Origin of the sequence: Rectinema subterraneum (assembly GCA_009768935.1) — a bacterium.
Lineage (GTDB): Bacteria > Spirochaetota > Spirochaetia > Treponematales > Rectinemataceae > Rectinema > Rectinema subterraneum.
Map to the genome: position 1 here is coordinate 23,867 of WESA01000001.1, position 12,765 is coordinate 36,631.

At 53.4% G+C, this 12,765-nt stretch carries 11 protein-coding genes; 5 read left to right on the forward strand and 6 right to left on the reverse strand.

The annotated features are described in order from the left end of the window. Nucleotides 1–38: 38 nt before the first annotated feature. From GAP13_RS00115 to GAP13_RS00135, 5 genes are all read right to left on the reverse strand, one after another. On the reverse strand, nucleotides 39–4,184 hold the full coding sequence (locus GAP13_RS00115; protein ID WP_158904961.1) for an AAA family ATPase: 4,146 nt from the start codon (nucleotides 4,182–4,184) through the stop codon (nucleotides 39–41). A gap of 355 nt (nucleotides 4,185–4,539) precedes the next feature. Beyond that, complete coding sequence (locus tag GAP13_RS00120) at nucleotides 4,540–5,253, reverse strand: transglutaminase-like domain-containing protein (RefSeq protein ID WP_158904963.1); 714 nt, start codon at nucleotides 5,251–5,253, stop codon at nucleotides 4,540–4,542. 240 nt (nucleotides 5,254–5,493) lie between these two features. Beyond that, nucleotides 5,494–6,795, reverse strand: coding sequence for an ATP-binding protein (locus GAP13_RS00125; RefSeq protein WP_158904965.1), 1,302 nt, complete (start codon nucleotides 6,793–6,795; stop codon nucleotides 5,494–5,496). Nucleotides 6,796–7,702: 907 nt separating this feature from the next. Beyond that, nucleotides 7,703–8,035: a LytR/AlgR family response regulator transcription factor gene (locus tag GAP13_RS00130; RefSeq protein ID WP_158904967.1), complete on the reverse strand. Its 333-nt coding sequence runs from the start codon at nucleotides 8,033–8,035 to the stop codon at nucleotides 7,703–7,705. Then, on the reverse strand, nucleotides 8,023–8,454 hold the full coding sequence (locus GAP13_RS00135) for a type 2 periplasmic-binding domain-containing protein (protein WP_158904969.1): 432 nt from the start codon (nucleotides 8,452–8,454) through the stop codon (nucleotides 8,023–8,025). The genes GAP13_RS00130 and GAP13_RS00135 overlap by 13 nt, the downstream gene beginning before the upstream one ends. 299 nt (nucleotides 8,455–8,753) lie before the next feature. Between GAP13_RS00135 and GAP13_RS00140 the strand changes: the two genes are divergently transcribed. The 3 genes from GAP13_RS00140 (at nucleotide 8,754) to GAP13_RS00150 (ending at nucleotide 10,467) form a co-directional block, all read left to right on the forward strand. After that, nucleotides 8,754–9,746, forward strand: a complete 993-nt coding sequence (locus GAP13_RS00140; RefSeq protein ID WP_222126099.1) for an MFS transporter — start codon at nucleotides 8,754–8,756, stop codon at nucleotides 9,744–9,746. Nucleotides 9,747–9,825: 79 nt separating this feature from the next. After that, nucleotides 9,826–10,074 carry a hypothetical protein gene (locus tag GAP13_RS00145; RefSeq protein ID WP_158904971.1) on the forward strand — a complete coding sequence of 83 codons (249 nt, stop codon included), beginning with the start codon at nucleotides 9,826–9,828 and terminating at the stop codon, nucleotides 10,072–10,074. A 12-nt stretch (nucleotides 10,075–10,086) separates the two neighbouring features. After that, nucleotides 10,087–10,467, forward strand: coding sequence for a hypothetical protein (locus GAP13_RS00150; RefSeq protein ID WP_158904973.1), 381 nt, complete (start codon nucleotides 10,087–10,089; stop codon nucleotides 10,465–10,467). A gap of 97 nt (nucleotides 10,468–10,564) precedes the next feature. Here GAP13_RS00150 and GAP13_RS00155 read toward each other — a convergent pair whose 3' ends face one another. Then, nucleotides 10,565–11,827: an ATP-binding protein gene (locus tag GAP13_RS00155; RefSeq protein WP_158904975.1), complete on the reverse strand. Its 1,263-nt coding sequence runs from the start codon at nucleotides 11,825–11,827 to the stop codon at nucleotides 10,565–10,567. 299 nt (nucleotides 11,828–12,126) lie between these two features. Here GAP13_RS00155 and GAP13_RS00160 point away from each other — a divergent pair, with 299 nt between their 5' ends. Both GAP13_RS00160 and GAP13_RS00165 read left to right on the forward strand, forming a co-directional pair. Beyond that, nucleotides 12,127–12,393, forward strand: a complete 267-nt coding sequence (locus GAP13_RS00160) for a hypothetical protein (protein ID WP_158904977.1) — start codon at nucleotides 12,127–12,129, stop codon at nucleotides 12,391–12,393. Continuing rightward, the gene (locus tag GAP13_RS00165; RefSeq protein ID WP_158904979.1) at nucleotides 12,362–12,754 is read left to right on the forward strand and encodes a helix-turn-helix domain-containing protein; all 393 of its coding nucleotides are present in this window, start codon (nucleotides 12,362–12,364) and stop codon (nucleotides 12,752–12,754) included. Before GAP13_RS00160 ends, GAP13_RS00165 begins: the two co-directional genes overlap by 32 nt. Nucleotides 12,755–12,765 lie beyond the last annotated feature (11 nt).

Consider the following 12,765-nt stretch of genomic DNA (forward strand, 5'->3'; position numbering starts at 1 on the left):
ACATCCAGTCGAGTATCCCGTACATCCAATCGAGAGGGTCAGTCGCCGAAGTCGAGGTGGGTCTGGTGCGAGTTGGCGATGGTTTTTTGGTACTTGCGGGTGAGGCGTTGGACTTGGGTGGGGAAGCCGAGCTGTTTCCAGAGCTCGATGGCGGCAAGGTAATCGCCCTTGTGCTCGTACATCCTGGCGATGCGGTGCTGGTCGCCGATGCGCGTGTAGATGGCGAAGGCGTGCTCCCACTCGTTGAGGTATTCGTAAATTTGTGCGGCATCTTTGAAGTAGCCGTTCGATTCGAGGAGCTCCGCTGCCTCGAGGTGCGCGCGATTGAAGCGGAGCGTCGCGGCTGCGTCTTGAATGCGGTGCTGCGCGAGGAGATAGGCGACGACCTTATCCTTGGTCTCAGGAATTGCGCTGAGAAATTGCCAGTTGGATTCGTCCACAGCCTGCGTGGCGAGTATCTCTGGATCAAACGATGCCTTGCGAACCAGCGAGCTGCAGACAGTCAACAAAGGATCGTTGAGGCTCAGCGCCAGCTCATCGAGATAGCCCACGACCGAGCGCATGGCAGGAGTCTCTTTAAAGCGCGACATCCAGTCCAAGCCCGCCGTGGAAATGCGCGAATAATCCCTGAGTCTGGCAAGGAGGCGCAATAGATCTTTCCCCGCATTGACCAGATTTTCGACACTGCTTCTGCAGAAATCGGCGAGCATGCTGAGCGAAAAGAGCATTTCATTCTTGAGCTGCGGAAGCATGCTGCGGTCTGCCGCATCGAGAATATCCTCGAGCAGGAGCACAAGACCGCGCGCCATCTCGAGCGCGTGCGCTCCTGTGAGCTCCGATGACATGTAGATCTTGCTCAGGTAGCCTATAGCTTTGCGCGCATCGAGCACAACACGCGCTTTATGCGCGCGATACTGACTCCACAGCGTGAAATGCGCTACTCGGCATACGGTATAGAGGGCCAGCATGTCGTCGTCGATGTGGCGGAGGCACTCGAGCATCTGTTTCTGTTCCTTGAAGAAAATAAAGAGCGCCAAGGCATTCAGGTACTCACCGCGCTCGAGTGTCTGCAATGCCTCATCGAAGAGGGCATTGGCCATGGCTTGATTGTATGCCTTCTCAGGGCTGGGATTGCGTGCGATGAGCTTCCATTGCAGCGTATCGATGCCCTGCAGCTTTGCGAGGCGTTGGTCGTGGGTTTCGGGGACATAGGCTTTCCACTCAGCGAGAGCGCGTTCGATATTCGGTACAAGGCTGTACTCGTGCGCCGCTTCGTGGTACATCTTTGCGCGCGAAAACTCCAAGGCTGCCCGCTCATGGGCGCCCGCCATTCGATAGGCTTCGGCTGCCTCTTGGTGCGCGTTGAGGGATACATAGAGCGTCGCGGCTTGTGCAAAGCGCCGTGTTGCCATGCAGCGGTCGGCTTCTTTCCGGAGGAACTCGACCGCAGCGGGGTCGGCGCCGGGGCCTGTTGCGCGGGCAAGGATGAGCTCGAAGGCGTGGGCCTCTTCGTGATTCTTTTTATAGTAGAACACCGCTTTTTCATAGTTGCCGGCTTTTTCATAGAAGTGAGCACAGTGGTGGTAGTCTTTCTTCTTTTTATAGTAGTCAGCGAGCAGCTCGTACTCCCCACCGCGACGCCAGTCTTCCAGCGCGTGGTCTACTTCGCCCATTTTGAGACGAACGCGCCCTGCCTCGGCATAGCGCCCCTCGCGTTCAAGTGCGAGAATCGAAAGCCGCGTGTGCGAGGTTTTGTCGCCCAGTTGCGTATAGAGTGCCATTGCCGTGGCAAGCTCCCCACTCTGCTCGAAGCACCATGCGGCGCGCGCGATATCGCCAGACTGTTCAAAGAGCGGCGCCGCATGGAGATAGTCGTGCGCCTGATAGGCAGCCCAGCCGCGCGCCTCTTTTTCTTTCTCGCGGTGAGCGGCATTCCGATAACATTCGGCCGCTGCCGCATAGTAGCCGCGCGCGAAGAACATTTCGCCCTGTCGGTTCCACTCCTCGGGCGATGAGGCCTTGCTCCAACTCTCTTCAAGGAGCGACGTGTCGTTGGTCGTGATGACGAGTGAGGAAAGGCGACCGGCGCCCCAGACGGCTGAAGGCTTTAGCCCATCGTAGATGGTGAGGATGGAGCGTGCGCGCATGATGGCGGTATAGAGAAGGTTGAGTTCGTGACTGAGATGGGGAAGCAGCGCTTCCGGCGCGCCATGCGTGGCGCCGTGAGTCATGGTGGACCATAGCGCGTTCGAGGTTTCATCCTCGATGAATTTCCAAAGAAGGACCGTGTCGAATTCGAGCCCTTTTGCCTCCTGGATGGTGAATACGAGTTCTGTGCCGAGCTGTGCGATGAGCCTGCGTTTTTCTTCGGGCGAGCGGACGAGGATGCTGCGGTTCGTGCCGCTCTGCCGGACGATGTGCAGGATACGTGCCTCTTCGATCCCTTCGATGACGACGGGCGGCTTTCCCGTAAATTTCCACGATTCTCTGGCTTCGAACTTGCCGGCCCCCACAAAGGTTTTTTTGAGGTCAAGGAGGGCGTTGCCGAGTTCCACGATCGCGCCAGTGGATCGGAAGTTCAACGAGAGGCGCGATATCTCGGGAACCCTGGCGCCCGACTCGAAAAAGCGAGCGCGTACGGCTTCCCAGCGAAAACCGCTCGGGTTGATGGTTTGACGCTCATCGCCCGCAAAGAGCACATGGTCGCGGTTTTTGCAGAGATCGAAGAGCAGTTCGAGGTGCACATCGGTCATATCCTGAATTTCATCGCAGATGACGAGATCCCAGACGCGAGGGTCCTGCATCCGTTTTCGTTCGATGAGGGCCCGTTTTGCGAGGTCGATTTCATCATAGAGGCCCTGTTCTTCTCGTTTTTTTTCGTAATAGGTCGCGAGGGCGTAGAGCTCCTTTCTGTCGTAGATGAAGTTGGGGGCGCGTTTCTTGCCCAGGAATTCATATTCTTCGAGGCTAAGGAGGGGGCGTGTGAGGAATTCTTTCTTCTTTTTGAGAAATTCGAGAACCCGCGACACTACCTGAAATTCTCCTTCTTGCGGCCTCATACCAAGGGCGTTGGAAAAGTCTTCCATGGTGGAGAAGGCTGAGGAGGCGGCGCAGATGGCATCGAGCCTTCCCCCGAAGGACAGCTGGCGGTAGCGCGCGAGTTCCGCAGCGAGTTCCTGCCGATGCGAGAGACAGATGCTGCCGCTGCCGAGTTCGCGGGCGAGGGTCTCCAGGCGTTTGAGAGAATAGGGAGGCATGGCGCCCTTGAGGATGGCGCGGATTTCTTCCCACAGGAGTTCTGGATCGTAGTTCTTGGCGAGGGGGTGGGCGGCGATCAGGCTCGTGAATTCGTTCAGTCCGACGAAAGTGGCCGGATTCTGCAGGGGGCTGTGGGGATCGATGTTCTGTCGCTGGAGTTCTTCGATGGTGAGAAAATCCGGGAATGGTGGGCGATCTTCGAGGGGGTTTCCTTTGACGAGGCCTCGGTAGAGTTTTGACGCTTCGTCGCGCAGGTAAGGGCTGTAGGTGACAAAAAGGCGCGATGCGCCGAGGAATTCTTTTCGGGAGAGGTAATAGAGGGCGATGGTCGTTTTGCCTGATCCCGCGGTGCCAGAAACGAGGAGCGGCGGGTCGCGCGCGAGGATAGCATATTGTGCGTTGGAGAGGTAGAGATGAAAGTCTAGTTCGCTGAGGGTGTGCGCGGCCAGAAGGCGCTCCCACTCGTCGTCGTCCAGCACATTCCATTTCTGGGGGCCGTAGTCGGCGACGACTTTTTCTTCTATGCCCTCTTGGGTGTGCCACTGCTCGGGTGCGGTATCGAGGTAGAGTTCTTCGATGGTCTCTTCGGTGTCGATGGGGAAGTCGAGGAATGGCGCGTTGTCGGGGAAGCCTGCCCTCGCTGCGCGCGTGACATCGTCGTGTTTGACGAGCGCCCATAGGTAGACGGCGCTTTGGTCATCGATTTTCCCCAAGGTGAAGAGCAGGCGGTCGCCTTTGGTGAGGCGCGCCTCGAAGAGGACTTTACGCGTGGTTCCCGAGAGTTTCTTGACGAGTACACCGCCTTCCCATATCCCGAGGGCGAGAAAGCGAATTTTCTCCGCGAATCGGCGCCGTTCGGCGGGCTGCATCTGGGCAACGCGCGCGGTAACGCGCTGGTTTAAAAATACTCTGTACTGGGTCTGCATGGGGATTTTGAGTATACAGGATATTTGACGGGATTTACAGGATATTGGACAGGATTTCAGGATGAGGAGGGATGGACGGGATGTTTTTTGGGGGAAAGAGAAAAAAGGGCTCGCGCAGAGGGTCTTTCGTCAAAAAAAGATCCTGTTCATCATGGAAAATCCTGTCATCATGTCCAGTATCATGTATATCCGGTCAGACAGATGAACGGGATATTAGACGGGATTTCAGGATGAAGAGGGATGTACGGGATGGTTATAGGGGGGGAGAAGAATGGCGCGAACAGCTATTTCATTTCCCCACAATAAAATCATGTGCGTACAGCTGGCGGTCAGTGTCTTTGCTTGGGGTTATTGCTCATTCTTTTGTCGTTAAAGCGGCCTTTGCGCCTTCGTCCCACGAGACGAGGGTGTAGTTCGCATCATTTACATAGTCTCCCGTTGGGTCAGTTCCATCATAGGCTTTCCATGTGCCATCGATAAAAACTTCTGCGCGATAGTGCTTCCATGTTTCGTGCGCCGCCGCATTGATTTGATCTTGTGTAAAATCCACGCCATGCGCGAGGAGCTTGGGCTTGAGTGCGTTGTATTCTGTAGGGCCCATGCCATTTTGCCCGCCTGTGACGCCGGGCATATATTCCTTCCAGGCTGTCATCCGCGTTGTCAGCTGATACGATTTGGCGACGGAAATGAACACGGCGGCAAAATCCCAGCACACCCCGTATATTTTAGTCTTTCCATCTTCCTGCATCGTGCGCTCTGAAATCATCTCGGATACGGGGAAAATACCCGGTAAAAAATAATTCCATCGCATTGCGTACGAAGCGTCTTCTTGGGTCCCTGGATCCGCATATTTCATGTACTCGTGCTGCCAATTGAGAATATTTTGTGCTGTCTCGGCATCATTGGCGCCCTGAAGGTCCTCGGCATGGATAGAAGCGAGCTGATCCGTCAGCTTGACGCATGGATCGGAGATGACGAATTTTTCGGTTATTGTGGCATCTTTTGGATTGACAGTGCAGGCTATGCACAGCGATGCGATGCCCAATGCAAGAATAATCTTTTTCATCATTGGTACCATCCTCACTCTTGTTCTGTGGTGCAAAGCCAATTTCTTTTTCTACTATACGACAGCGTTGTTCTTATTTCAAATTAATTACTGCGGTGGCGGGCGGGATTGACGGGATGAACTGGATGAAGAGGGTTTTTGGGGGAAAGGAAAATGGGTTCTCACGGGCTCATTGCCCCAAAAAAACATCCTGTTGATCATCGTTAATCCTGTCATCATGTCGAATATCCTGTGTATCCTGTCCTACTGGCAAAAGCGCAGGCCAGCCAGTGCGTAGAGGGGGATATTGGTCAGCCAGCTTTCTTCGCGGTACGGCGAGAGGGAGGTTCGGTAACAGCGAGGTGGCGCAAATTTGTCGCGGTAGACGCGAAGGCTCTTGGCCTGGAGGTTTTCTGCAGCCTTGACCTCCAACGGGTACAGCGATTCGCCACATTGGATGAGAAAATCGACTTTCGCCCGCGAGGTGTCGCTCGACCAATAGAACACATCGATATCATTGCGAAGACGAAGTTCCTGTGCTACATACTGCTCGGTCAGCGCCCCTTTCGCTTCTTCAAACAGATCGGAACCTCGCAGCATCGTCGATATCGGTATGTGCGCATGTGCGGCCAAAAGCCCGGTATCGACCATGAAGAGCTTGAAGGCATTGTCTTCCTGGTATGCTCGAAGGGGAATTCCAGGCTTTGACACCCGATAGACCTTGTGAAGGAGGCCGGCGTCGCAGAACCACTGGATGGCGAGTTCATAGTCACGAGCCCGCGCTCCTTCCCGCACCAAACCATACATGAATTTTCTCTGTTCCCTGGCAAGCTGTGAAGGGATTGAATTCCAGACGGCTCGTATTCGCGGAACCATCGCGGGGTCAGCGTATTTCGAAAAGTCCTGCTCATAGGCGTTCAGCAAGCGTTCCTGAAGTTCTCGAGCCTTGTTGAGATCTCCCGTAGCCACAAAGGTGCTGACGCATTCAGGCATGCCTCCTACTACATAGTAATATTTCAGATAGTCGATGAGTTTCTCTCTGAATGCCTCTATGAATTGCCAGTCGCGCCCACCAAGCATCTCCGCCAATTCCTGCTCCCCCAACGCCCAGAGGAATTCCTCAAAAGAGAGAGGATAGAGATCGAGAAATTCCACCTTCCCGACAGGGAATGAGGTTCCCGCATGCATCGCAATTCCCAAAAGCGAGCCTGCTGCAGCGATGTGATACTCAGGAGCGTTTTCGGCAAAATACTTGAGCGAGGTGAGCGCTCGCGGATTCGCCTGCACTTCGTCGAAAATAAGGAGCGTCGAAGCGGGTTCTATGGGGCAACCGGCTTCAATCCGTAACCCCGTTAGAAGGCGTCCAACATCCAAATTGGATGCAAAGAGCGCGGCCATTCGCTCATTCTCTTCGAAATTGATGTAAGCGACGTTCTTGTAGCATCGCTTTCCGAACTCCTTGAGGAGCCATGTTTTTCCAACCTGTCTGGCACCATGGAGAATGAGGGGTTTCCTATCGGACTTTTTTTGCCATATTTGAAGATCGAGGATGCTTTTTCGTTCCATGATGCATGAGAATAGCATTGAGCTGCACAAAAGTCAAACGAGTTTTGTGGCTTTCAATCACATTTATTGTACGAGTTTTTGTAAAGATGCAAGAAGGGATGTACAGGATACTAGACAGGATTTCAGGATGAAGAAGGATGAACGGGATGGGGGTTGGGGAGATTTTTTTCAATAAATTACATTCATCCAGTAAATCATGATTTATCCTGTCATCATGTCTAATATCCTGGGCATCTCGCATATCTTTCATCAAGGCTGAAAGCCAATCCACCCGAAGCAAAAGCCCTTTCCTACAGCCCGGACAAAGCGCTCACGGAAGCATACGCACGCGAACTGCTGGAGCAAAAAATTTGGGCGCTGGATGTCGCCGCGGCGCGGGATGAAGTCTATCCTTTTGTACACGACAGAGACCAGCTTAGCCTTTGGTCGCGGGAATTCTTTCTTGAAATCGCACGAAGAGTCCGATTCTGCTGAGTTAAAAATCGGGGTCTGATGGTATGAGAGCGATACACCTCATGCGTTCAAGCCTATTGTCAATGAAAGGAATTGGCTAAATCCCTAGAAGCCACCGCCTAACGAAGCAGTGGTACGGGGAGCATGGGCAGGAACGACTTCAGCTACAAACCGCACCATTGTTTTCAACCAGGCACATAATGAAGTCGACGCGCGCCGAGCTGCAAAGCGCCAAGGTGGCGCAAGGCGAGTCTGGGTGTACGGTTCAAATCAGCTGGCTTATGCTGGGCGCGCAAAGCGCCAGGGAGGCCGCCTGGCCTTACATCTTGGAATGTGCGGCCCGACAGCCCGCCTGCCCGACAGGCCCGACCTGCCTGACCTGCCTACAACTCCCAGCCCATCGCAGTTTTGAAGGCGGCGAGGTAGTCGCGGCTGATGGGGATGGTGAGGCGGCTCAGGTAGGACTGGCGGGCGCGGAAGAAGTCAAGGAGGGAGGCGAGGTCCTTTTCTGGCGGCAGGGCGGCTTTGGGGGCCCCTCCCCTGCGCAGTTCGCGGACGCAGCCCGCCTGATGCAGTCGCACCCAACCGGAGTTGCCCCTCCCCTGCGCAGTTCGCGGACGCGGCGGATGGCTTCTTCCAGGCGGTCTTTCATGACCGGCTTCAAAATATAATCAAAGGCATGAAGCTCGAAGGCCTTGATGGCATAGCGGTCGTAGGCGGTGATAAATATGATGGCGGTACCGGGGGGAAGTTGGGCGGCGGTTTCAATGCCGTTCATTTCGGGCATTTCGACATCGAGGAGGACGAGGTCGGGTTTGAGCTAAAGGACGGGATGATGGTATTGAGCGCCGTGCCGAGGCGGCTACCTTGTGGCGAAATTGCATGAAACCCCTTTTGAGCCGGTAGAGAAGCCCTTCGAAAAATGTGTTTTGAGGGCAGGAGAAGGCCCTGCTTTTTGGCGTAGAGGTAGTTGGACGAATCGCCTGAGTGCATGATGTCAGCCTGCGGGCTGCCTTTTTCGGCTTCCAGCTTTTTGATCATGGCTTCGGTTCCGCCCGGATTGATGATGTAGACTTTGACGCCGGGGTTGAGTTTTTTGAACTCGGCTTTATTCGTGGCTGCGGCTGCAACAGCATTGAATGCAAGTACCCTGACCGCAGGTACAATATGGTCGAGTAGTGGACCGGTTCTTTTTCCTGTGCCCACAGGCTGTTGCTTGCGAGTACCGCCATGAAGAGTGCAGCAAGTAGCAGGACTGCCGACAATTTTCTGAACGTTGCGTTCATGATATTGTGCTTCCTTGATTTTTTAAATTTGAGGGTCTGACCCCGTTTTTTAAATTTTGGAGGGGGCATTATTATGGGCAACAAGACGGCGGGTATTGGGCGCTGGCGCATAGCTGTTATGGGAACGCTTTTGCAGCTTTGCCTCGGGACGGTGTATGCATGGAGTTATTTCCAGAAGCCCATAATGGAGCGATTCGGCTGGTCCAACAGTCAGACGGCGTGGACGTTCAGCATCGCGATAGGGGCGCTTGGGCTCGCCGCAGCCTGGAGCGGGATGAACCTTGCAAAATACGGCCCGCGCGGGGCCTTGGAAAAGCTTTGGGCTCGGAAGGTTCAGCGGGACAGAGCGCGGGCGGACGGGGTGCGGCTAACCAGGGTGTGGCGCCTGCCGGCCAGAGCGCAGAGCCGGCGCTGCTCAGTTCCCGGGAAATTCGGGGCGCGATTTTCTCCGCGCGATTCGTGCTTATGTGGCTCGTGTTTTTCCTCAACATCACGGCGGGCATCATGTTCATCGGCTTTCAGTCACCCATGATCCAGGACATGGTGCATGCGCAGGATCCTGGCAAAAGCGCCGCGGAGCTTGCGGGTGTCGGGGCAACCCTCATCGCGATCAGCTCGATGTTCAACGGGTTTGGGCGGCTCTTCTGGGGAGGGCTGTCGGATCGCATCGGGCGGACCAGGGTATTCAGAATCATACTCGGCTCGCAGGTGCTCGTGTTTGTGGAGTTGCTGTTTGTGCGCTCGCCAATGGTGTTCGGGATGCTTGTGTGCTATGTGCTTTTGTGCTACGGGGGCGGGTTTGGGGCGATGCCGAGCTATATTGCCATTGTGTTCGGGCCGCGGATGATGGCGGTGGTGTATGGGGCGATGTTGACGGCGTGGTCGGCGGGGGGGATTGTGGGGTCGCAGATTGTGGCGTTTATAAAGGACCGCTGGCCGGGCGGGGCGGTGGCAGCGTCAGCGGCGCAGGCGGGCGCGAAGGTGGCGCAGGTGGCGGGCGGGGCGGCAGCGGGGGTCAACACTGGGGCGGCTGCTGCTGGAGCAGGGCCGGGGGTTAGAGTGGCGGCTGGAGCGGCAAATGTAGCGGCCGCAGGGCCGGCAGCGATGACGGCGGCCAGCTGGATTTTTCTCATCGGGGCGGCGCTGTTGGCGCTGGGGTTCGGGCTGTCGTTTTTGCTGAGTGATGGGGAAAATTTAAGAAAAGGGGTCTGACCCCCTATTTTCATTTGACACGTTCATTGTTGCATCTTATACTTACTATGTGGGAAATCCCACTATAGGAGATAGATCTATGTCCATTGAAAAAGAATATGATGCTCGTATAGACAAGAAAAAGCGCCTGACTATACGTGGCGCCCGGTATAGCAATTACCATGTCTGCGAATATGAAAACGGCACAGTCGTGCTTGAACCAAGAGAATTGGTACCTCCTTTCGAAGTCTCTAAGCACACCCTTGAAATGATGGATTCTGCAATGATGAATTTCAAGAATGGCAAGGCATCGGCGCCTGTCGATCTTTCTGCTTTCTCTGAAAAATAAGGCACCAGCCAGATGTTCTCGATACGACTCGGCGTTCCAGAGATGGAAGCGCTGTGGGCTGAGCTTTCCAGTAAAGCAAAGATGGGTACGCTCGGGAAGAACGAAGCAAAGCTATACATCAAAATGGGAAAAGCAATGGGCCTTTTATCGAATAATCCGAAGCATCCAGCTCTTCACAGCCATGAAATTGAAGCTCTTAGCAGACGATATGGCCAGAAGGTCTGGCAATCCTACCTTGAGAACAAGAAAAGCGGTGCTGGAAGGATGTACTGGGTGTACGGACCAGAGCAGAATGAGATAACCATAATAGGGCTTGAGCCACATCCAGAGGATAAAAAGAGCTCGGGTTATGAAAAGATCAGGCTTTCTGCGACTGGCCAAAAAGAAGCATAGGTTTCAATTTTCCTGCTTCGCTGAGAAAAGTTAAGTTTTGGGGTCTGACCCCGAGATTTAAAAATTTAAGAAAAGGGGTCAGACCCCTTCTTTAATTTCAGCCAAGCATATACGCCGGATGAATTGCTGTTATGTCTGGTGCGAGGTTTTTGGTTGCGGTGTCGTTTGAAAGGACAAAAGAATGGAGAAGCGGTTTGTCGAGCACGTCACTCAGGTCTCGCAAATGGCGTGCATCGGCTATGGATACTTTTTCTGAAGTCTTGATTTCGAAGGCGAGATATCCTTGTGACAGCTCAACAAGAAGGTCGACTTCCTTCCCATCGAATGTTCTGAGATACCAGAAGCGGGCATCAGAAAGAATGTTTTTTGCCTGCTTATACAGCTCAGCGATGACCATGCTTTCGAATTCAAGTCCTGTCGGACTGCCGCGCTTTTGGACGACTGCCTGGAGCACTCCATAATCGAGAAAATGGATTTTAGGGGATTTGACCAGCCGTTTGCCTTCGGTTCTTGACCAGGAAGGAAGGATGAGCACCTGATAGCTCAGTTCGAGGTACTGGACGTACCGCTGGACCGTTTTTGTAGTGATGCCGATGTTGTGCCCGACAGCCGAATAATTCAGTATGGTTGCTGTCTGAAGCGCGATATATCGCTGAAGCTTGACAAATGGTTCCAGATCCCTGAACATTGCGAGGTCCCGTACGTCACGCTCAAGATAGGTGCGCACATATTGCTTGAGCCATTCGAACCTGTCCTCATCATTGAGCTGAGGGCTGGTCAGTGCCGGATAGCCGCCGAAACGGACATAATGATTCCAGGCTTTCATTTTTTTTGCGTAATTGGCATCAAGCCTGAAATCGGGGAGCATGGATTCAAGCTGACGGGAAATGTCGCCTGGGTGTGACAGCATGATTTGGAAGGGAGAGTCTGCAATCGTGTCGTCCCAGCTTTCTGTTTCGAGTTCCGGGATTGTCAGTGGATACAGGTCGATGATGGTACAGCGTCCTGCAAGGCTTTCCTTTATTTTTTCAAGAAGGAGCAATTGGCTGGAGCCTGAAAGAACATAGCGCGGTTCTTCCCATTGGTCATAGACCGACTTGATGCTTTCAATGAGACGAGGTTCCTTTTGAACTTCATCGAGAATGGCTTTCGGATACAGTTCTTTCCACTGTGAAGCGGTCAAGCTTGCATATGCATTCCGCAGGACCGGATCTTCAATTGAAAGGAACTGGTATTCAGGAAAAAGGTGACGGGCAAGCGTTGTCTTGCCGGTCTGTCTGGCGCCGGTCAGAACAATAATTCTGCTACCCGGCTTGTCCTTGCGCGCCATAATACTGAGGGCACTCTTGCGGTTTTTCATGGTTTATATTTTACAATATGAGAGACAGCCTGTCCAGATATTAGCGTAATATATGGAATACAAATCCATTTTTTAGCGTAATTTTTGGAATTTAAGACATATCCGAATGCTGAATTTTTCTGGTCAGATCACGCGTTTCCATTCTCTAACGAATATAAAATAATCATGGCGCGCGCACCGGATGTAACGTTAAGAAAGGGGGTCTGACCCCGAGATTTAAAAATAGGGGTCTGACCCTAGGCTTAATTGGCTTGACAATATTATCATTTTTGATAATATTAGGACATGAAAGGGAGTATATGGCATATATTGTGCGAATCAGCAAGCAAGCCGACAAGACTATCGCCAAAGCTCCCAAAGCCGTTCAGCAGAAGTTTGCTTTGCTTTTAGATGACCTTGAAAAATATGGACCGATACGAAAGGATTGGCCTAACTTCTCTGCTCTTGGAAACGGCTTATATCACTGCCATCTGTCATATTCGTGGGTAGCGGTATGGCGAAACGAAAAAGCGAGCGTGCTTGTGGAGGTTGAATATGCGGGTAGTCGAGAAAGCGCACCATATTGAAGATTCTAAAAAACTCATCGCTGTCTCTGCGGAAGAAGCTGGAAAGATACTAGAGTATGCAAAGCAGATCGATCCCCATGCTCATTTTGTTGAGGAAACCCCTCTTTCGGACGGTTTCATTTCACCCCATGAATCGGGGTGGTATCAGGATGTGAAACGTTCCTGGCACCCCGGCATAACTCTACGCATCAGGCGCGAGAACGCTGGGTTGACGCAAGCACAGCTCTCCAGAATGACTGGACTTGCTGTAGCCAATATTTCCGCAATCGAGAATGGGCGGCGTTCCATGGGACTTAACGTCGCAAAAAAGCTCGCCACTGCCCTCAAACGGCCGGTATCGGAATTCATTGAGAAAAGTTAAAAAAAGGGGTC

Bases quoted from the DNA above. Each gene is read 5' to 3' on its own strand.
- GAP13_RS00115 (WP_158904961.1), bottom strand. From the start codon at position 4,184: ATGCAGACCCAGTACAGAGTATTTTTAAACCAGCGCGTTACCGCGCGC.
- GAP13_RS00120 (WP_158904963.1), bottom strand. From the start codon at position 5,253: ATGATGAAAAAGATTATTCTTGCATTGGGCATCGCATCGCTGTGCATA.
- GAP13_RS00125 (WP_158904965.1), bottom strand. From the start codon at position 6,795: ATGGAACGAAAAAGCATCCTCGATCTTCAAATATGGCAAAAAAAGTCC.
- GAP13_RS00130 (WP_158904967.1), bottom strand. From the start codon at position 8,035: ATGCCCGAAATGAACGGCATTGAAACCGCCGCCCAACTTCCCCCCGGT.
- GAP13_RS00145 (WP_158904971.1), top strand. From the start codon at position 9,826: ATGTCCATTGAAAAAGAATATGATGCTCGTATAGACAAGAAAAAGCGC.
- GAP13_RS00150 (WP_158904973.1), top strand. From the start codon at position 10,087: ATGTTCTCGATACGACTCGGCGTTCCAGAGATGGAAGCGCTGTGGGCT.
- GAP13_RS00155 (WP_158904975.1), bottom strand. From the start codon at position 11,827: ATGAAAAACCGCAAGAGTGCCCTCAGTATTATGGCGCGCAAGGACAAG.
- GAP13_RS00160 (WP_158904977.1), top strand. From the start codon at position 12,127: ATGGCATATATTGTGCGAATCAGCAAGCAAGCCGACAAGACTATCGCC.
- GAP13_RS00165 (WP_158904979.1), top strand. From the start codon at position 12,362: ATGCGGGTAGTCGAGAAAGCGCACCATATTGAAGATTCTAAAAAACTC.